Below are 19,872 nucleotides of genomic sequence, written 5' to 3'. Positions count from 1 at the left end.
ATTGGGCATGGGGCATGGGGCATGGGGCATGGGGCATGGGGCATGGGGCATGGGGCAGGGAGCAGGGGGCAGGGAGCAGGGGGCAGGGGAGAGAAATTGTTGTCATGATTTATTTTTTGAAGTTCCCTAAGTATTTCCTTCTTATCTATTCCTGTCCTCTAATTTCTAGTCCCTAGCCCCTAGCTCCTAGCCTCTATTTGCAAGTGATTTAAGTTAATTTAGACACCTGATTAAATCAATAGCGATCGCAGAAATTTTAGGTCTACTGACAGTAAGTAATCCTGCTGAATTAAATTGCAACTTGAGGAATAATAATCGGCAATAAAACTGACTACTAAAGTTACATAATTTCATCAAGGTATAGAATAGGTAGCTAATTAATAAAATGATTTCCCAGTGTAAGTAAATCACTGTAAATAAAGCCAATTATTGTATGACACATAAACAGGACTTAAAGCCCTTACCAATAACAAATATAGGGGCGGGGTTATTTAAATCATCATTGTTCAGTGAGGATATTTGTGAACCCGCCCCTACAGACAAATGACTAATTACCAATGCCCAATGCCCAATGTCCAATGCCCAAGATAGTTGCAATTATTGGGCGCAAAGTATAAAAATTATTGATGTATGAAATACTTACTAGCCACAGCCAGAATAGTTTTTTTGCTGGCTGAATTGCGATTTAAGTTAGATAAATTACATGCACTTTATTTTTGCATAACTGATGACTTTGGTCATATATCAGTGGGGCATTACTAGTTACTTTAGTCATGCACCAATTTTGCAGATTTTGTAAGATAATTACTAGCATGAATTTATACAACAAAATTGTGGTTAAGTCATGTTTACCAATAATAAAAAAGAGTAGCTATGACAATTGATGCCTCAAACCCTGTAAATTCACCACCTTTGGTTACTGATGTTAAAAGAAGCAAAGGCAAGATTAAATGGCTACCTTGGCTAGTTACTCTGATGTTGTTGGGGGGAATTGGCTATGTAATTTATTACCAAGTAGCTGTGGCTCCAGCGCAGCAAGCGAGACGGCGAGTTTTGACCCAGCCTGTAGAAAGACAAACTTTAGCGATCGCAGTTTCTGCCAATGGTACGGTAAAACCTGAGCGGTCAATTAACCTCAGCCCCAAAAATTCCGGGATTCTCAAAAGACTCTTAGCCAAAGAAGGCGATATCGTCAAACAAGGGCAAATTGTCGCTTATATGGATGATTCCAATCTACGGGGACAACTTACCTCAGCCCAAGGACAATTAGCACAGGCTGAGGCAAATCTGCAAAAAGCCCAAGCTGGTAATCGTCCCCAAGATATTGCTCAAGCACAGGCGCAATTAGACGAAGCCCAAGCGAACCTGGAAAAAGTACAAGCGGGTAATCGTCCGCAAGAGATTGCCCAAGCACAAGCACGCTTAGAAAGTGCCCAAGCCACTCTTGCGAAAGCAGACGACGATTATCGCCGCAATTTGCAGCTTTACAATTCTGGTGGTATTTCTCTACAGACAGTTAATCAAAAACGTGCAGACCGGGACAGCGCCCAAGCGGCGGTAAATGAAGCCCAGCAAGGAGTAAATTTACAAAAATCCGGTTCGCGTCCAGAAGACATTGAGCAAGCTAGAGCGACAGTTAACCAAAGAAAACAAGCTTTAGCACTCCTCCAAGCCGGAACGCGCCAAGAAGATATCAGCGTCGCCCGCGCCCAGGTAACATCTGCGCGTGGTTCTTTGCAAAATATCCAAGCTCAAATTAACGACACCATTATTCGCGCCCCCTTTGACGGTGTAGTCACCAAGAAATACGCCGATCCGGGAGCCTTTGTAACGCCGACAACGGCAAGTAGTGATGTATCTTCTGCTACTTCTTCTTCTATTTTAGCTTTAGCTTCTACCAATGAAGTAGTCGCCAATTTAGCGGAAACTAATATTTCTAAAATCCGCATTGGTCAAAAAGTGACAGTTAGGGCAGATGCTTATCCTGGCAAAATTTTTGAAGGTAGAGTCAGACAAATTGCGGCTCAATCTGTCGTTTCCCAAAACGTAACTAGTTTTGAAGTTAGAGTTACCCTGACAGATCCGCAAAGATTACTGCGTTCGGGGATGAACGTAACTACAGATTTCCAAGTCGGTCAGTTAGAAAATGCACTGGTAGTTCCCACAGCCGCAGTGGTTCGTCGGGAAAATGCCACAGGTGTATATGTACCCGGAAAAGATAACCAACCTGTCTTTACTCCCATTGAAACTGGTGTCACCGTCAACAAATTTACGGAAGTTAAATCGGGATTGACAGGAACAGAAAAAGTATTGCTCAGTTTCCCTCCAGGTTCTAGACCCCAATCAACACCGCGAGGCGGAGTCCTCCCCGGCGTCGGCGGTGGTGGTGCTGGCGGTGGTGGCGGTCGTCGTTCTCAAGGTGGTTCGCTTTAATTGTCATTGCTCAGAGACTCACAGACGCGATGAATCGCGTCTGTACAAAATTGTCATTTTTCCCCCTGCCCCCTGCTCCCTGCCCCCTAGCCTTTAGTCCCTATGTTCAAATTCCTGGGTTTTTACAAAAAAAATAATACCCGTACTGTGCCGTTGTGGGAAATTTTATCAATGGCAGCAGAGACGTTATGGAGTAATAAATTACGCACAGGATTGACGATGCTGGGCGTAATTATTGGTATTTCTTCGGTGATTGCGATTACTTCTGTAGGTCAAGGGGTACAAAAGGGAGTTGAGCAGCAGATACAAGGGTTGGGTACGAATGTGCTGCAAATTTTAGCGGGTGCGGCGAGAAGCGGGAATATCAGCCAAGGGTTGGGTTCAAGTAGCACTTTAACCTGGGAAGATGCAAAAGCGATCGCAACTCAAGCACCATCAGCGCAAATTGTTTCTGCCTATTTGCAGCGAAACGCCCAAGTTGTTTATGAAGGACAAAACACATCAACCACAATTTACGGTACAGATTTAAACTACCCAGAAGCGAGAAATACTTACCCGCAACAAGGGAGATATTTTACTCAAGATGAACTAGATACCTCTGCACAGGTGGCTGTACTAGGGCCGACAGTGCTGCGGACTCTCTTTGGACAAGGTGCTAACCCTATAGATGAAACTATCCGCATTCGGGGAGAAGCTTATAGAGTCATTGGCGTGATGGAACCTAAAGGTTCTCAGGGGCCTTTCGATCGCGATGACCAAATTTTCATTCCCCTAACGAGTATGTCAGCGAGGCTAGTTGGTAATAATGCCCTAACAGGTATTTCCGTAAATGGGATTTTAGTCAAAGCTGCCAATCAAGAACAATTAGAAGCAGCGCAGTTTCAGGTGACAAATCTTTTACGCCTGCGTCACAATATCTATCCACCGCAAGTAGATGATTTTCGCGTTACCAATCAAGCTGATATCGTGAGTACTTTAACCAATGTAGTGGGTTTATTTACAATCATGGTAGTAGCGATCGCGGGAATTTCTCTGGTAGTTGGCGGTATTGGCATTGCCAATATTATGCTAGTTTCTGTAGTCGAGCGTACCAGAGAAATTGGTATCCGCAAAGCCGTAGGCGCGACGAATTCAGCCATATTAAATCAATTTTTAGCCGAAGCGATCGTGATTTCCATTGTCGGTGGAATCATTGGCATGGTGAGTGGTGTTGCGATCGCATTTGGTGCAGCCAGTATTTTTAAATTTCCCTTTGTAATTTCTTTAATCTCAGTAATTGTTGGTTTTGGACTTTCGTTAACCGTTGGCTTAATAGCTGGCGTCATTCCCGCGAGAAATGCCGCCAAATTAGATCCAATTACCGCCTTAAGGAGCGACTAATTAATTCAAAATTCAAAATTCAAAGTTCAAAATTCAAAGTTCAAAATTCAAAATTCAAAATTCAAAATCTAAAATTTAAAATCTAAAATCTAAAATTGATATGCCCACAATGATTTGGATGGAATCTATTACTAAAACATACCATTTAGGAGAAATTGATGTTCCCATACTTAAGGGAATTCAACTTTCAATAGAGGAAGGTGAATATGTGGCAATTATGGGTGCATCAGGTTCGGGTAAATCTACCTTGATGAATATTTTAGGTTGTTTGGATCGTCCAACGGCAGGACATTATATTTTTGAAGGCAGAAATTTAACTACTTTTAATGATGATGAATTAGCCTATATTCGCAATCAAAGAATTGGGTTTGTGTTTCAACAATTTAATCTTTTGGCAAGAGCAACGGCGTTAGATAATGTCATGCTACCGATGGTTTACGCCAATATTCCCAAGGCTAAACGCCAGCAAAGAGCATTAGAAGCATTAGAGAGAGTGGGACTTAAAGAACGTGTAGCTAACCGTCCTAGTCAACTTTCTGGGGGACAACAACAACGAGTTGCGATCGCGCGTGCTTTAGTCAACCGTCCTGCATTAGTTTTAGCTGACGAACCTACAGGTGCGTTAGACACAGAAACTTCTTACGAAGTCATGAATTTATTAACAGAATTAAATGAGCAAGGAATTACCATTGTCATCGTTACCCATGAGCCAGATATTGCTGCACAAACTCACAGAACTATCCGCGTACAAGATGGGTTAATTGTTGGTTGATTGTAAATTTGATTTATTTAACCGTCAAGATACCAATAATTCATAGACTGTGCGTAAGTTTTAATTACGAATTACGAATTACGAATTACGAATTATTTTTGTATTAACAATGAACTCGATATTATTCCGCGTGCATTTTACCTGGGTGGCTGTTTTAGTTTCTCTTTTAATTGCAACATTTACTAAAAGCGCAGATGCACAAACGCTGCAATCTCCAAATCAGACGAATAATTCAGCATCAGTTCTCTATAATCTCACACCAAATCCTAATCCTTTACAATTTCCGACTAAACCGGAAGAAGTTAGGATTCAGGGAACTGTACCTATTAGTTTAAATCAAGCTTTAGAATTAGCAAAACGCAATAATCGAGATTTACAAGCAGCACAATTTCAATTAGAACGCAGTCAAAGTGCGCTCAGGGAAGCTCAGGCGGCTTTACTTCCTAATGCTAGTATTAATGGAAATTTAACTAATAATGGTGATGGTTTTTTTGGTGGTTCATCGCCATCAACGACATCCTTTAGCGGTCAAGCACAAATCAATTATGACCTATATACATCTGGAAATCGCCAAGCTAGTATTCGATTTGCTGAGGAACAGGTACGGATTGATGAATTAAATTTTGAAAATCAATCTGCGGTAATTGGTTTAAATGTTTCTACCCAATATTACAATTTACAACAAGCAGATGAACAAGTGAGAATTAATCGCTCTGCGGTAGAAAATGCTCAGGCGAGTTTACGCGATACTCAAGCTCGACTAGAAGCGGGAGTAGGTACGCAATTTGATGTATTGCAAGCGCAAGTTAATTTAGCTGATGCTCAACAACAACTGACTAATGCAATATCTCAACAAAGAATAGCTCGGCGTCAGTTTGCTACTCTTTTAAGTTTGCCACAATCAATAGATATTACTGCCGTCGATCCGGTGAGAATAGCGGGTTTATGGCAGTTAACACTCGAACAAACCATTATCCAAGCTTATCAAAATCGCCCAGAATTACCGCAATTTTTAGCACAACGCAATCAAGCTGAACAACAACGCCGACAAGCACTGTCGCAATTAGGTCCGCAACTGGGTTTAAATGGGATTTACAGTTTGCAGGATAGGTATAACGATTCAATTAGCGTTGCTGATGGCTATTCTGTAGGATTACAAGCTAATTTAACTTTATTCGATGGTGGTGCAGCTAGAGCTAGAGCAGCGCAGTCACGTGCTAATATTGCGATCGCAGAAACTCAATTTGCTAACCAGCGCGATCTCATCCGCTTTGATGTGGAACAATATTATTTTCAGTTGCAGTCTAATTTAGATAACGTGCAAACTTCAACTTTAGCTTTAACCCAAGCTAGAGAAGCTTTGCAAATAGCTAGATTGCGTTTACAAGCTGGTGTGGGTACGCAAACTGAAGTGATTTCTGCGGAAAATGACTTAACTAGGGCTGAAGGTAATCGAGTGACAGCGATTTTAGATTATAATCGCGCTTTGGCTAATTTACAGCGTTCCGTCACTTCGAGAACTGCGCGTTAGTGCTTTAGCACAGGAATTATCAAAATCAAATCTTTTTGGAGTCTGAAATTTAGTCTGATTTTTTCAAATATGAAATGCTAACTATAGCTCAATTTATAGTCAGCATTTTAGTGCTATTTTTGTATTTACTGGTGTGCTATATAAATTAGTTTCCTTGATAGATACCATTCATCTAACTATATTATTCAACCTCAAGAATGGTTATTTTAAGATGCTGAATGGGTAAGATATTCACAATTATCTCTATGAGGATAGGCATCAGGTAATACCATTTTGAAAGAAGAATGCGACAGATGGGTAGGGGCACGGCATCCACAATCTTTCGGTATATCAAATTATCTTACTGGTGCCTTGCCCCTACAAAGAATTTATTTGTCGCCAACATTATGTGAATTAGTACAAGACCAAGTTAAATAATGTTGGCGAAACATCAATATATTCTAGGAGGGCATGGCATTGCCATGCCCCTACAGTCTGTCGCATTGTTTTTTATAATTGGTATAAGGCTTAAAATCTCTTCGTTTATATCGGCTAAATTTATGCTCTAGATGGGAATAAGGACTGAGTCTTTACTGCTGATTGTAACTCACCCATTCAGGTGAAGTTAAGCCAAACAGGTAATAGCTAAAATTAAAGGAAATTAAGCTATAACTGAGCAAGAGAATATTGAGTCCGTTAATAAATAACTAGGCTTTATTCTAAACTTGATTCTCTGAAAAACTGCCCTCATAGCCCATTAACTAACAGCTATTTCCGCAAAACAATCCTTATCGGCTGGTATCATGAATACGTATGTAGAAATCCCCGTGATTGGCAAAAAAATTAAGTATCCGATGCGCTGGCTGATAGGACTAGTAACAGCAGGTGCATTGGTTGTAGGTAGTACTACTACCTATAATTTAGTGAATCAGGGAAATAACAAACAAGATATTTCGGAATTAACGGTTCCTGTAGAAACCCAAACTGTTACTTTGCGGATTGCTGCTAGTGGGAAGGTAGTACCAGTTCAGAGTGTAAATATCAGTCCCAAAAATCCGGGGGTGTTGGGTGAATTATATGTTGAACAAGGCGATCGCGTTAAACAAGGACAAGTAATTGCCCGGATGGATGTGGGGGAAATTCAAGCGCAAATTCTCCAATATCAAGCCAATATTGCCCAAGCCCAAGCCCAACTCGATGAAGCCCGCGCCGGGAGTCGTCCCCAAGAAATCGCCCAAGCCAAAGCGCGTTTAGCCCAAGTAGAAGCGCAGTTAGCCTCAGCCCGTGCAGGTAATCGCACCCAAGAAATCGGCCAGGCGCAAGCGCAGGTAGAATCAGCTCAAGCCCAAGTTAACTTAACCCAAGCCAGAGTCGAGAGATATCGGGAATTAACCAGACAAGGCGCAACTTCTCAAGATCAGCTCGATCAATATATCAGTGAAAATAGCCGCGCCAAAGCTAGTTTACAAGAAACGCAAAAACGCCTCTCTCTGCTGCAAAGTGGAACTCGCAGCGAAGAAATCGACGTTAGAGAAGCCGCCGTTACTGAAGCCCGCGCCGCTTTAGTGCTGTTACAAAATGGTAGCCGTCCTGAGGAAATTGCCCAACGCCAAGCAGCTGTAAAAGCAGCCCAAGCACAGTTAAAAGCAGCCCAGGTAAGACTTGCAGACACAGTAATTCGCGCACCTTTTGACGGTATTGTTACCCAGAAGTACGCTAACGTTGGCTCATTTGTTACACCAACTACTTCCGCATCGAGTAGCGCCTCAGCAACATCTAGTTCCATTGTCGCTGTAGCGCGGGGTTTAGAAGTCTTAGCCCAAGTTCCCGAAGCAGACATTGGCAGAATTAAGCCAGGACAACAGGTAGAAATCGTTGCTGATGCTTACCCCGACCAAATATTTAAAGGTAACGTGCGCCTAATAGCACCAGAAGCAGTAGTAGAACAGGGCGTAACTTCCTTCCAAGTGCGGGTGGCATTAGATACAGGTTTAGATAAGCTGCGCTCAGGCTTGAATGTAGATTTAACCTTTATTGGCGATCGCGTCAACAATGCCTTAGTATTACCTACCGTCGCCATCGTCACCGAAAAAGGTCAAACAGGCGTACTCGTCCCCGACGAAAACAATAAACCCCAATTTCGCCAAGTCACTGTCGGTGCCCAAATCAAAGACCAAATCCAGGTTTTAGAAGGCGTCAAAAGTGGCGATCGCATTTTTGTAAATCCACCCAAGGATTACAAGATAGAGAGGGACTAGGGGAAAAGGCAGGGGGGCAGGGAGCAGGGGGCAGGGGAACAACAATTAATTTTCAATGCCCAATGCCCAATGCCCAATGCCCAATAATAATTGTACAGACGCGATTCATCGCGTCTCTTGATAAATGAACTTCTTAGAAAGCATCCAAATGGCGGGGAAAACCCTGCTGTCGAATAAGTTGCGCAGTGCGCTTACCATGCTGGGGATTGTCATTGGTAACGCTTCGGTGATTGCGATGATTGGGATTGGCGAAGGCGGACAAAGGTATGTTTCCCAGCAGCTTGAGTCTTTGGGGCCGAATACATTATTTGTGATTCCCGGTAACCAAGAAACCGAACGTATCACCAGAGATTTACCAAAAACTCTGGTTTTGGAAGATGCAGAAGCGATCGCATCTCAAGTACCCACTGTAGCTAATGTGACGGCAGAATTAAATAGCCGTCAAGTTGTGACTTACCGCAATCGCAATACCGATGTCAATATCATTGGTACAACTCCCAGTTTTTTGGTAGTTAGGGATTTTGAAACGGCGAAAGGGCGATTTATCACCGATATTGATATGAAACGCAGCAACCAAGTTGCTGTATTAGGTGCAGATTTAGCCGAAAGATTATTTGGTAGTAGTAATCCTGTTGGACAGCAGTTAAGAATTAAAAATACTAGCTTTCAAGTGATTGGCGTTCTCGCTGCTAAAGGTTCTAACTTAGGCGTGAATTATGACGACGCAGTATTAGTACCAATTATTACTACAGCTAATCGCCTAATTGGGCGGACTTCTCCCTATGGTTTAGAGTTAAGCTATATTGTTGCTTCTGCCAAAAACGCCGATAGTGTTGATGCAGCAGAATTTCAGATTACAAATTTACTCCGCCAACGACACAAAATTAACGGCGAAGATGACTTTACCATTCGTTCCCAAAAAGATGCTTTGCAAACAGTCGGGCAGATTACAGGTGCATTAACAATCATGCTAGCTGCGATCGCGGGTATCTCCTTATTCGTCGGCGGTATTGGCATTATGAATATTATGCTAGTATCCGTCACCGAACGCACCCAGGAAATCGGATTGCGCAAAGCCATCGGTGCAACCGAGCAAGATATTTTGTTACAGTTCATCATTGAAGCCGTAATTGTTTCCGCCATTGGTGGTGTTGTCGGTACTGCGGTTGGTGTTGGTGGAATTTTCTTAGTCGCCGCCTTAACACCTTTAGAAGCTGGCATTTCTTTTGTAGCAATTACAATGGCTGTTGGTATCTCCGGCGGAATCGGTTTATTCTTTGGCGTCGTACCTGCAAGACGCGCCGCCAAACTCGATCCAATTGTCGCCTTAAGAAGCGCGTGATAATTGGTCAATGGTCATTTGTCAGAGACGCGATGAATCGCGTCTGTACAATTGTCATTGGTCAATGCTCATTTGTCATTGGTCATTCGTAAAATCATACCGTAGGGGCATCGGCAATGCCGTGCCCTCCCCCAACCGATTCAACATCTCAACGATCAACTATTCGTCATTCGTAAAATCATACCGTAGGGGCATCGGCAATGCCGTGCCCTCCTCCAACCCATTTAACATCTCAACGATAAACTATTCCTCATCCATAAAATAATACCGTAGGGGCATCGGCAATGCCGTGCCCTCCTCCAACCCATTTAACATCTCAACGAATAACAATATTATTTTTCCCGGTGCAGATTAAATTTGCATCATGCCAATTTTTTGAGAGAAAATTACCAAAAAAATTCTCGGCATTGGTAAAAAATTCTCTGAGGGCGTAAGATTTTTATGCCCCGATGAAAGATATTTGTGCTAGCTTGAGTTTGCAAGCTGCTGAAAAGAAGATATTTAGGAAAATATTCGCCTTTTTTTCACCATCATTCACCCTTGGATCTCGGATGTTGCACTTCTGAACCGAAAATTCCGAGTTCAGAACACAAAGTTCCGAGTTCAGAACACAAAGTTCCGAGTTCCGAACATGAAGTTCCGAGTTCCGAACATGAAGTTCCGAGTTCCGAACACGAAGTTCCGAGTTCCGAACACGAAGTTCCGAGTTTTGACAGTGAAAGCTGGAGTTCTGAAGCTCCATGATGGAGATAATAACTACAAACTATCTTCAAAACACAGCATTGCTACGCCTTTACAAATTTTCATTGTCCCAAACATATTTGCGGCAGACTTCGCAAGCGGCTTTTGCTTCCTCGGTTGGCGGGTTGGTGAAGATGGGATGGTAACGCAACCTGTCGCAACAGACTTGTAACCATGCACGCCAACCACCCCGCCACAACCGCACTGTACCGTCTTCACCGCCAGAGACAATCGTCTGCCCATCAGCGCTAATGGCGACAGTATTGACCGCACCTTCATGACCACGCAACGGTTCACCTAAAGGAAAACCTTGGCAATTCCACAACCGCACTGTACCGTCATCACCGCCAGAGACAATCGTCTGCCCATCGGCGCTGATGGCGACAGAATTGACAGCACCTTTATGACCATGAAAAGGTTCACCCAAAGGATGACCTTGAAGATTCCACAACCACACTGTGACATCATCTCCACCATTAACAATTTTCTGCCCATCTGGGCTAATGGCGAGAGACACAACACCACCTTCATAGCCACGAAAGGGTTCAGCTAAGGGATAACCTTGAAAGTTCCACAATCGCACCGTACCATCACGACCACCACTGACAATCATTTGCCCATCAGCACTAATGGCGACAGAATAGACCCAATCCTTATGACCGCAGAAAGGCTTACCCAAGGGATGACCTTGAAGGTTCCACAAACGCACTGTACTGTCATTACTACCACTGACAATTGTCTGTCCATCCGCACTAATAGCGACAGATGTGACATGACCCCCATAGCGCACACTATGCTCATGGCCACAGAAGGGTGCAGCTAAGGGAAGACCTTGGAGGTTCCACAACCGCACCGTACCATCTTCACCACCACTGACAATCGTCTGACCATCAGCGCTGATGGCTACAGACATCACAACAACGCCCTTATGCCCCCTGAAGGGTTCAACCAGGGGATGACCTTGAATGTCCCACAACCTGACTGTGCCGTCACTACCGCCACTGACAATCGTCTGACCATCGCTGCTGATGGCTACAGACATGACAGAACCCTGATGCCTCTGGAAAAATTCAGCTAAGGGATGACCTTGAATGTCCCACAACCTGACTGTGCCGTCACTACCGCCACTGACAATCGTCTGACCATCGCCGCTGATGGCGACAGACCTGACAACATCCTCATCCCCAAGCAAGGGAATGGAGACTCTGGCTTTATTTGTCACTCGACTCAAGCTGTATTGAATCGGTGCAAGAATCTGCTGAGGTAGTTTATCGTGATTCTCACCCATAGCTTGAATCGCCAAAACTAGACTTTCTAGGGGTTGAACGGGCAATAAATTCTCTACCCTCACCGCCTTTTCTCGCAATTGAGACTCAGTAAGTGCCCTTTCTAGTTCAGCAATGCGGTCTTTTTCGTAAGCATCACTACGTTTGTAAAAATCTTTATCTTTCTGGGGTGATTGTAAATAAAGCTGCAACTGTTGCCAGCTATCCCTCACTTCCGCCAGCAATCCGCCTTGCATTAAATATGTATCATTCTCTCCTTTATTTTTCCACTCCCGTCGAGTATCTGCTAATCTATCTCTTAACCGCCGCAAGTCTCGGTCTTGTTGTCGCCACTGGGCAAACTGCTGCCAACCTTCTATTAAAGCTTCATGGGCTAAATCAATCCAAGCTTCTCCTGTTTCATCTTTCCCTGTAACTAACAAGCGTCCTTTAACTAATCCCGCTTCCCCATCTAGTAATTCCCTGAGTTGTTGCTGTTGATTGGGGTCATTACCTGCAATATTTAAGATTGTGGCTTTTGGTTGGCGCTGTCGGGTGTCTTTTTCTCCTTCTCCTGTCCGCAGTAAGCGCAAAAAAATCAGCCTAATCCATTCCTTCTCTTGCTGATTGCGTTCTTGAGTTGGCGATTCTTCCTCAAAATCTTGGTAGTGATAAACATTTTCTGCATGAAGATTTAACGCCCCAGTTAATTCTCCCAACTTTTCATATTCTTCTAGGGTGAGTTGATGTTTATTGCGATCGCGTTTATCCCAGAGTTTAGTTAAAGCAAACTCCAATAAGGGCAAAAATCCAGGTTCTTGTTTCACATCTTGGAGAATTTTTAATAGTAGCGCTTCTTCAACACTATGACCCTGAAGTTTGGCAGGTTCAGTGATGCTCGCCTTTAAATCAACTCCAGTTAAATCTCCTATATAAACAGCCTGTACTTGAATTATCTGGGTTAAGGATTCATATTGCAAACAGGGTTCGAGAAAATCTGCTCGCATGGTAATTACCACTGCTAACCGCCCATCGCTAATGTCTACTACCTGTGTCAGCAGTTGAATAAATCTTTGCTTTTCTTGTGGACTAGCACCACCAGTAAATACTTCTTCAAATTGATCGACTACAAGCAATAATTTTGCTGAACCTGGGATATTTTCGAGAATTGCAGATAAATTATTTTGCTTATCTTCAATCAATTCTTTAAGCTGCTTCTCATTTTTAGCACCAGGAAAGAATCTTTGAAAAGCGCTTCTCAACTTAATTAAAGGTTCAAATCCTGGTTTTATTGGTTCTAATACTTGCCATTCAGTTTCATTTAATTGGGGAATCAAACCCGCCAACACTACAGAAGATTTACCGCTACCCGATGCGCCAATGATGGGAATAAAGTTAGCTTGCGTGAGTTTCTGTTGAATTAAGTTAACTACTTTCTGCCTACCAAAAAAGAATTTGGCATGTTCTTTCTCAAAAGCTTGTAATCCCCGATAGGGACATTCATCACTTACCACCCCAGACTTGACGGGATTCTTTGGCCGATAAAACACCAGAGGAATGGATCTCCCACCACCCATGTAAATTGCTTCTTGTCCGCTTCCCTTGAGTTCCCGTGATACGAAGCTCATCAAGTCGTTGGCGTTGACTTCCCCTGTAGTATCATCAGCTTTATCTTGAGACAATCCTTTGAGGACTGCTTTGGTGAAAATCCCACCTTCTGCATCCTCCCTAGCTCTTTCAAATGCGCGGGAGGCGGTAATTAAGCAGTAGTCTTGTTTGCTATTGAAGATTGGGAAACTGGATCTGATGAAACTTCTTTCTAGCAAGGAGCCAGCATAACAGCAATCTAACAGTACCACCAGACTGCTGAGTTGAGATTTGGCGATTAAGGTATTAAAGTCATCAAAGGCGATCGCATTTTGCCCATCTTTATGACAATCTGAAGTAGCCAAAAACCCCTTCGTTATACCTGTGTTGCTGGTTGCTTCAAATCCATGTCCTGCAAAATAAATCAGCGCTTCGCTACCTTTGGCTTTCTCCAGTAAAAACAGCCTCACCGCTTGACCGAGTTCTTTACCCAGTAATTTTTTATCAGCAGTGACTTGCCAGAGATTTTCACTCTCGATTAATTTACCAGGTAACGGCTGAATATCAAACCGACCGTATTGTCTGAGGAGTTGTGCGATTTTTTCCGCATCATCAACGGCTTTTGGCAGGTTGTTGAAGTTGTCATACTTAGCAATGCCAATTACCAGGGCATATCGAGCCATATCTCTGTAGCAGTCATTTTTACGTAATATTACTAGAATAACAACTAAAAAACTAACTGAGGCAAGCAAATGTCAGAAGTACAAAGGCTGATTGTCAAAGATGAGGATTTAGAGTACGAAATCTACTTGGAATCAAAGGAAGCTGCGGAAGTTCCAGAAGATGATGAACCCGGATATCGCGATGCTTTACCTACAGTCAATATTCATGAGTTTCAGAACAAGATTCGTAATTATGCCAAGTTAGCTGTCGGGGCTTTTAAGAATATACCTGATGCAGAAGAGGTAACTGTTAAATTTGGCATCAAGTTGGGTGGGAAAACGGGGATTCCGTTTTTAACTGAAGGTTCGGCAGAAAGTAATTTTGAAATCGAGGTTAAGTATAATTTGGCGAATAAAAAGCCATAATTCGCCGCATTTTATATATTTATTCTCAGGGCATGGCATTGCCGTGCCCCTACGATGATATGCATCTCAATGTGGATTGATATTTATGGGATATTGCAGGATTTTTAATTAAAAAGGGATATTAAAAAGATAATCTTGAATATCAGAATTATGTCGCGGGTTTTCTGGATCATCTGCCCAACGCCGGGGATTATTGACAATATATTCTCGAATGTTATTTATAGATTTTTCTTCTCTACCAATGAGTTCGTAAAAATTGCGTTGCCAGATTGATTGGCTGTGAGTCTGCCAAATTATATTAATACGTTTGCTAACAACGCTTTTATAGCTACCAATAACCGTAGAAATAGAACCAGGTAAAGGTTTACCGAATTTTCCTATGTTGTATTCGATGTTTTGATTGAAGGGATAGCAATGCAAACCACCAACAGAGTTATCGATAATAATTAAGATGCCATGTACATGATTAGGCATGATTATAAATGTATCTAATGCAATGTGAGGAAAATGATCGGGTATTGTTTGCCAACAGTTAAAGGCAATATATCCTAAAGTATTTAATTGCATTTCACCCTGAACCACATTACCAAATAAACATTGCCGTCCTTTAGTGCAAATAGTGATGAAATATGCACCAGTTTGAGTGTAATTGTACCCTTTCAAGCGAATAGAACGACGATGGTGTTTTTGCGGATCGTAGGGCATTAATTTTTGAATTTGAATATTTGCAATTTTTGCCCATTGTAATCGACATTTTTGCCATCCATCAACATATACACCGTAGGGGCATGGCAATGCCATGCCCCCCAACCAATTTGGCAACTCAACGAATCACAATATTCTTGGGCACCGGATATTTTAAATATCAAATATGCTGATTGATTTGGGGATGATTATATCTAGATTGTTGGCTGTGATGCATATTTACTGGGGGGCGAGGCATTGCCTAGCCCCTACGAGTTTATGGATGGTGGCGATGGATTATGGGTATTGTATTTATTGCATATTTTGTCCTAATTTTGATTTAAACCCGTAGGGGCATGGCAATGCCATGCCCCCCAACCGATATGGCAACTCAACGAATCACAATATTGTTGGGCAGCGGATATTTTAAATATCAAATATGCTGATTTATCTGGGGATGATTATATCTAAATTGTTGGCTGTGATGCATATTTCCTGGGGGGCGAGGCGTTGCCTAGCCCCTACGTAATATATTTGTGGGGGTTTGATGTTTTGTGTTGATCGCGAGATGATTGGAAGGGCAATATTCGCTCTTTTTGCACCATCATTCGTCATCGGAACTCGACTGTTGCACTTCAAAGCACGAAGTTCCGAGTAAAAAGCCGGAGCGATCGCTCTTTTTACACTATCATTTATCATCGGAACTCGAAACGCCGAGTAATTTACTCGAAGTTCCGAGTTCTCAAGTGCAACTTTCGAGTGATTTTCTACGCGGTTGCTGTTTCTAGCTTGGCTTTGCGAGATTTCCGGCTGAATCTTTGCCCCATTTCCTCAACTACTGTCTCTAAACCACCGCCTTGTCCGCTAGCTTTGGCGTAGTTGTACACTTGTAAGGCGGCTGCATAGGCTTCGCTACCCACTGCTAGAGATGTATCATCGACTAATTCATGTAATTGGGAAAGTGACAGCAATACAGGATATAACGCCTCAAATAATTGTATGTCTTTGCGCATTTCTTCCAGGTCAAACGATCGCGGTAAGAACTCTGGATTCTGGCTAGCTACCTCTAATGCTTTACTAACAAAAGCGCGGCTTTTATCTCCCATCTTCGGTAATGCTTTACGCTCTTCGTTTGTTAAATCAATTAAAAATGGTAGCTTTTCTTTAATAGTGGCGATCGCTTGTAACACTTCATCTCTCTGTTTTTGTGCCAGTGTGGCGCTAATTGGGGCTGTGGACATGAAAATTATCCTCCTAAATTTTACTTAAATTTAGAGTGCCCACATATACCATGTAAATTACAATGAGATGATGGAAAAAGGCAGAATATTTTGTAGCTTTTGTCAGCAAGCTAAAGATAATAGTTTAAAACCAAAGACGATTAAACCTAATAAAACCTTTAACTGCCAACAATCGCATTAATATTTTAACCAATCATCCAGATAATACATCCCTTCTGCCCTCTGCCCTCTGCCTTCTGCCTTCCTTCATCACTTGAGAAAAATCACACATCGCGCTAGGCTTCATTAGCGTAACCGCACGCTGTATAATCAGGCGATGACAAATCCGCTCTCTTCCGTAATTCCCTCTTACACTTGGAATCGTCCCCTTGGTCTTGGTTGGGACAAGCCCTACACTGTCCGTTATGCTAGCAATATTGATGATGGCCCTTGGCATGGTATGCCTTTAGGTGGCTTTGGTGCTGGTTGTATCGGGCGTTCTTCTCGCGGAGACTTTAATTTATGGCATATTGACGGGGGAGAGCATACTTTTAAGAATATCGCCGCCTGTCAATTCAGCGTGTTTGAGTCTTCTGGCTCATCTTCTCAAGCTTACGCTTTATCTACCGCAGCACCGGAGGATGGTAGTCTCAGTGCTTGGCGATGGTATCCAGCTTCCGAAGCAGGGGAGCAGGGGAGCAGGGAGAAAGGGGGAAATGTTCACACGGGTACTTATCATGCTTTGTATCCCCGGAGTTGGTTTGTCTATGAAAATGTCTTACAAGCGCAGTTAACTTGCGAGCAGTTTTCCCCGATTTGGGCAAATAACTACAAAGAAACTAGTTATCCGGTAGCGGTGTTTCTCTGGAATGCCCATAATCGCACAAATGCACCGATTACTTTGAGTATTATGCTCACCTGGCAAAATATGGTGGGCTGGTTTACGAATGCGTTGAAGTCGCCCAAGGTGAAGATACGCGATGATGGAAGTCCAGTATATGAATATCAGCTGCGTTTGGGGGAGAGTCAAGGTAATTACAACCAATTAGTCGAAAATCAGGAATACATTGGTTGTTTTTTATCCCAAGTTACAGAGAATCAACCTGTGCAAGAGGGTGATGGTAGCTGGTGTATCGCTACCTTGAAGCATCCCCAGGTAGAAGTGTTTTATCATACGCGCTGGAATCCGGCGGGTAGGGGTGAGGAGTTGTGGCAAAGCTTTGCTCGTGATGGTTCTTTGCCCAATTATGTTGATGAAACCTCTGCAACAGATAATACACAAGTAGGAGCAGCGATCGCAATTCGTTTTACTCTGCAACCAGGGGAATCTTTAGAAATTCCCTTTGCCTTAGCTTGGGATTGCCCGGTAACAGAATTTGCAGCCGGAATTAACTATTACCGCAGATATACAGATTTCTTTAATCGTAGTGGTAAAAATGCTTGGGCGATCGCATCTACTGCTTTAACAGAATATCAAAATTGGCGATCGCAAATTCAAACTTGGCAGCAACCCATCCTGGAACGGGAAGATTTACCAGCTTGGTTGAAAATGGCTTTATTTAACGAGCTATATGACCTTACCAGTGGTGGTACACTTTGGAGTGCAGCCTCAGAACTCGATCCCATCGGTCAATTTGCCGTACTAGAATGCTTAGATTATCGCTGGTATGAAAGTTTAGATGTGCGCTTGTATGGTTCTTTCGCTTTGCTGATGTTATTCCCCGAACTGGAAAAGTCAGTTATTCGCGCTTTTGCAAGAGCGATTCCCCAAAGCGACGACAATCAACGCATCATTGGTTATTACTATACAATTGGCGCAGACACCACAACCGCACCGCGCAAAATTGCAGGCGCAACACCCCACGATTTAGGCGCACCGAATGAGCATGTCTGGGAGCAAACCAACTACACCTGCTACCAAGACTGCAATTTATGGAAAGATTTAGGCAGCGATTTTGTTTTGCAAGTATACCGAGATTTTCTGCTCACCGGCGCTGATGATGTGCAGTTCCTTGCAGATTGTTGGGATGCAATTGTGCAAACTCTCGACTACCTCAAGACTTTTGATAAAGATGGTGATGGGATTCCCGAAAATTCTGGCGCACCGGATCAAACCTTTGATGATTGGCGGTTACAAGGTGTCAGCGCATATTGCGGCGGTTTGTGGATAGCAGCCTTAGAAGCTGCGATCGCTATTAGTGATATTTTATTAATGAACCGCAGAGGCGCAGAGAACACAGAGGAGTTAGGAAGGCAAAAATCCACATATCAAACTTGGTTGCAACAATCTCGCCTCATCTACGAAGCAAAACTCTGGAATGGTAAATATTACCGCCTAGATAGCGAGAGTGGTTCTGATGTCGTCATGGCGGATCAACTATGCGGACAATTTTACGCCAGGTTACTGGGATTACCGGATATTGTAGAGAGCGATCGCGCTTTATCTGCCCTGCAAACAGTATATGATGCTTGCTTCCTCAAATTCCAAAATGGTCAATTCGGTGCAGCAAACGGCGTTCTTCCCGACGGTTCGCCAGAGAACCCCAAAGCCACACACCCCCTAGAAGTTTGGACAGGTATTAACTTTGGAATAGCAGCTTTTCTCGTCCAGATGGGAATGAAGGATGAAGCATTGCGCTTAACACAAGCCGTAGTCAAGCAAATTTACGACAACGGTTTACAGTTCCGCACACCCGAAGCCATCACCGCATCCGGTACCTTCCGCGCCAGCACTTATCTCAGAGCAATGGCTATCTGGGCAATTTATTTAGTTTATTAGGGTATTGGGCATTGGGCATTGGGCATTGGGCATTGGGCATTGAAAATTAATTTTTGCTTCTTTTTCCCCCTCTAGCCCCTAGCCCCTAGCCCCCCTTCTTCTCTACTTAAGTATTTTGAAATTTGCAACTAAAGATACATAAAAAAAAATATATAAGTTTTATGATTTGCGTTTTGCAGCCTACTTTACTTGTAGCTGAATCACTGTGTATTTATATCTGTAATGTGATTTTCCGGGTGTTTCAAAATTCAACAGAAAATATAAGTAATACCAGGCAAGATGTCAACTATTAAAGCTGGAAAAGCTATGCTGTCATCATCTTCCGGTATCGCTAGCTCTAATCCTTCAGGTTACTAAACTGCACAAATTTTATGTTCACTACTAACATTTTTTACTTTGATAAAGAAAATAGCTTGAGTGGTTATGGGTCAAAATCAATACTATAAGCGCAAAATATCGGAATAAAAAATTTCTAGTTATGAAATAAGATAAATTTTTAACAATTTATGTTAAACGGCTTTAAATGCAGGAAAACGTCATAAAATCAATATGAAATTCTTAAAGAGTCAGTAAAATTTTGATGAAGTTAAAAATTTCTACTGATGAATTTAATTAACCTTGAAAGAGAATGTATCAGTAATTCATGAAAAACTTACGCAAAAGATACATGGTACCTACTAGTAATTTTTTTTTCTAAACTTTTACTTACAAACAGCCACTGGAAAATGATAACTAAGCAATTGGTGATAAACGACACAAATAATTGCGTTTTGCTGAGGCTGTTGGAGTGAGCAACAATCAACAGTGAAAGAA

General features: G+C 42.6%; 13 protein-coding genes. 9 read left to right on the top strand and 4 right to left on the bottom strand.

The features are described from left to right. Positions 1-873 precede the first annotated feature (873 nt). The 7 genes from H6G08_RS31700 to H6G08_RS31670 all read left to right on the top strand — a co-directional run bounded on the left by H6G08_RS31700 (position 874) and on the right by H6G08_RS31670 (position 10,439). Positions 874-2,433 carry an efflux RND transporter periplasmic adaptor subunit gene (locus H6G08_RS31700; RefSeq protein ID WP_190550433.1) on the top strand — a complete coding sequence of 520 codons (1,560 nt, stop codon included), beginning with the start codon at positions 874-876 and terminating at the stop codon, positions 2,431-2,433. Between the two features lie 102 nt (positions 2,434-2,535). Continuing rightward, positions 2,536-3,813 carry an ABC transporter permease gene (locus H6G08_RS31695; RefSeq protein ID WP_190550431.1) on the top strand — a complete coding sequence of 426 codons (1,278 nt, stop codon included), beginning with the start codon at positions 2,536-2,538 and terminating at the stop codon, positions 3,811-3,813. Positions 3,814-3,913: 100 nt separating this feature from the next. Next, positions 3,914-4,585 carry an ABC transporter ATP-binding protein gene (locus tag H6G08_RS31690; protein ID WP_277877866.1) on the top strand — a complete coding sequence of 224 codons (672 nt, stop codon included), beginning with the start codon at positions 3,914-3,916 and terminating at the stop codon, positions 4,583-4,585. A 109-nt stretch (positions 4,586-4,694) separates the two neighbouring features. Beyond that, the gene (locus H6G08_RS31685; protein ID WP_190550429.1) at positions 4,695-6,116 is read left to right on the top strand and encodes a TolC family protein; all 1,422 of its coding nucleotides are present in this window, start codon (positions 4,695-4,697) and stop codon (positions 6,114-6,116) included. 782 nt (positions 6,117-6,898) lie between these two features. Continuing rightward, complete coding sequence (locus H6G08_RS31680) at positions 6,899-8,353, top strand: efflux RND transporter periplasmic adaptor subunit (RefSeq protein WP_190550427.1); 1,455 nt, start codon at positions 6,899-6,901, stop codon at positions 8,351-8,353. 124 nt (positions 8,354-8,477) lie between these two features. Continuing rightward, complete coding sequence (locus tag H6G08_RS31675) at positions 8,478-9,695, top strand: ABC transporter permease (protein ID WP_190550425.1); 1,218 nt, start codon at positions 8,478-8,480, stop codon at positions 9,693-9,695. 540 nt (positions 9,696-10,235) lie between these two features. Beyond that, positions 10,236-10,439 (top strand): hypothetical protein, encoded by a 204-nt coding sequence (locus H6G08_RS31670; protein ID WP_190550440.1) that lies wholly within the window; start codon positions 10,236-10,238, stop codon positions 10,437-10,439. Positions 10,440-10,488: 49 nt separating this feature from the next. Here H6G08_RS31670 and H6G08_RS31665 read toward each other — a convergent pair whose 3' ends face one another. Beyond that, on the bottom strand, positions 10,489-13,971 hold the full coding sequence (locus H6G08_RS31665) for an nSTAND1 domain-containing NTPase (protein ID WP_190550423.1): 3,483 nt from the start codon (positions 13,969-13,971) through the stop codon (positions 10,489-10,491). Between the two features lie 69 nt (positions 13,972-14,040). On the opposite strand from H6G08_RS31665, the gene H6G08_RS31660 reads away from it, so the two are divergent. Beyond that, the gene (locus H6G08_RS31660) at positions 14,041-14,376 is read left to right on the top strand and encodes a CU044_2847 family protein (RefSeq protein ID WP_190550421.1); all 336 of its coding nucleotides are present in this window, start codon (positions 14,041-14,043) and stop codon (positions 14,374-14,376) included. 108 nt (positions 14,377-14,484) lie between these two features. Here H6G08_RS31660 and H6G08_RS31655 read toward each other — a convergent pair whose 3' ends face one another. From H6G08_RS31655 to H6G08_RS31645, 3 genes are all read right to left on the bottom strand, one after another. Beyond that, a complete protein-coding gene (locus tag H6G08_RS31655; RefSeq protein WP_242046353.1) occupies positions 14,485-15,177 on the bottom strand; it encodes a transposase in 693 nt (230 codons plus the stop codon). A gap of 330 nt (positions 15,178-15,507) precedes the next feature. Then, the gene (locus H6G08_RS31650; RefSeq protein ID WP_190550419.1) at positions 15,508-15,759 is read right to left on the bottom strand and encodes a hypothetical protein; all 252 of its coding nucleotides are present in this window, start codon (positions 15,757-15,759) and stop codon (positions 15,508-15,510) included. 68 nt (positions 15,760-15,827) lie between these two features. After that, the gene (locus H6G08_RS31645) at positions 15,828-16,301 is read right to left on the bottom strand and encodes a hypothetical protein (protein ID WP_190550417.1); all 474 of its coding nucleotides are present in this window, start codon (positions 16,299-16,301) and stop codon (positions 15,828-15,830) included. A 316-nt stretch (positions 16,302-16,617) separates the two neighbouring features. Here H6G08_RS31645 and H6G08_RS31640 point away from each other — a divergent pair, with 316 nt between their 5' ends. Beyond that, positions 16,618-19,059 carry a GH116 family glycosyl hydrolase gene (locus H6G08_RS31640; RefSeq protein WP_190550415.1) on the top strand — a complete coding sequence of 814 codons (2,442 nt, stop codon included), beginning with the start codon at positions 16,618-16,620 and terminating at the stop codon, positions 19,057-19,059. Positions 19,060-19,872: the final 813 nt, after the last annotated feature.

The organism is Calothrix anomala FACHB-343, assembly GCF_014696435.1.
GTDB lineage: Bacteria > Cyanobacteriota > Cyanobacteriia > Cyanobacteriales > Nostocaceae > Aulosira > Aulosira anomala_A.
This window is presented reverse-complemented; position numbering and strand designations above follow the sequence as displayed.

Bases quoted from the DNA above. Each gene is read 5' to 3' on its own strand.
- H6G08_RS31700 (WP_190550433.1), top strand. From the start codon at position 874: ATGACAATTGATGCCTCAAACCCTGTAAATTCACCACCTTTGGTTACT.
- H6G08_RS31695 (WP_190550431.1), top strand. From the start codon at position 2,536: ATGTTCAAATTCCTGGGTTTTTACAAAAAAAATAATACCCGTACTGTG.
- H6G08_RS31690 (WP_277877866.1), top strand. From the start codon at position 3,914: ATGCCCACAATGATTTGGATGGAATCTATTACTAAAACATACCATTTA.
- H6G08_RS31685 (WP_190550429.1), top strand. From the start codon at position 4,695: ATGAACTCGATATTATTCCGCGTGCATTTTACCTGGGTGGCTGTTTTA.
- H6G08_RS31680 (WP_190550427.1), top strand. From the start codon at position 6,899: ATGAATACGTATGTAGAAATCCCCGTGATTGGCAAAAAAATTAAGTAT.
- H6G08_RS31675 (WP_190550425.1), top strand. From the start codon at position 8,478: ATGAACTTCTTAGAAAGCATCCAAATGGCGGGGAAAACCCTGCTGTCG.
- H6G08_RS31665 (WP_190550423.1), bottom strand. From the start codon at position 13,971: ATGGCTCGATATGCCCTGGTAATTGGCATTGCTAAGTATGACAACTTC.
- H6G08_RS31660 (WP_190550421.1), top strand. From the start codon at position 14,041: ATGTCAGAAGTACAAAGGCTGATTGTCAAAGATGAGGATTTAGAGTAC.
- H6G08_RS31655 (WP_242046353.1), bottom strand. From the start codon at position 15,177: ATGGCATTGCCATGCCCCTACGGTGTATATGTTGATGGATGGCAAAAA.
- H6G08_RS31650 (WP_190550419.1), bottom strand. From the start codon at position 15,759: ATGATAAATGATAGTGTAAAAAGAGCGATCGCTCCGGCTTTTTACTCG.
- H6G08_RS31645 (WP_190550417.1), bottom strand. From the start codon at position 16,301: ATGTCCACAGCCCCAATTAGCGCCACACTGGCACAAAAACAGAGAGAT.
- H6G08_RS31640 (WP_190550415.1), top strand. From the start codon at position 16,618: ATGACAAATCCGCTCTCTTCCGTAATTCCCTCTTACACTTGGAATCGT.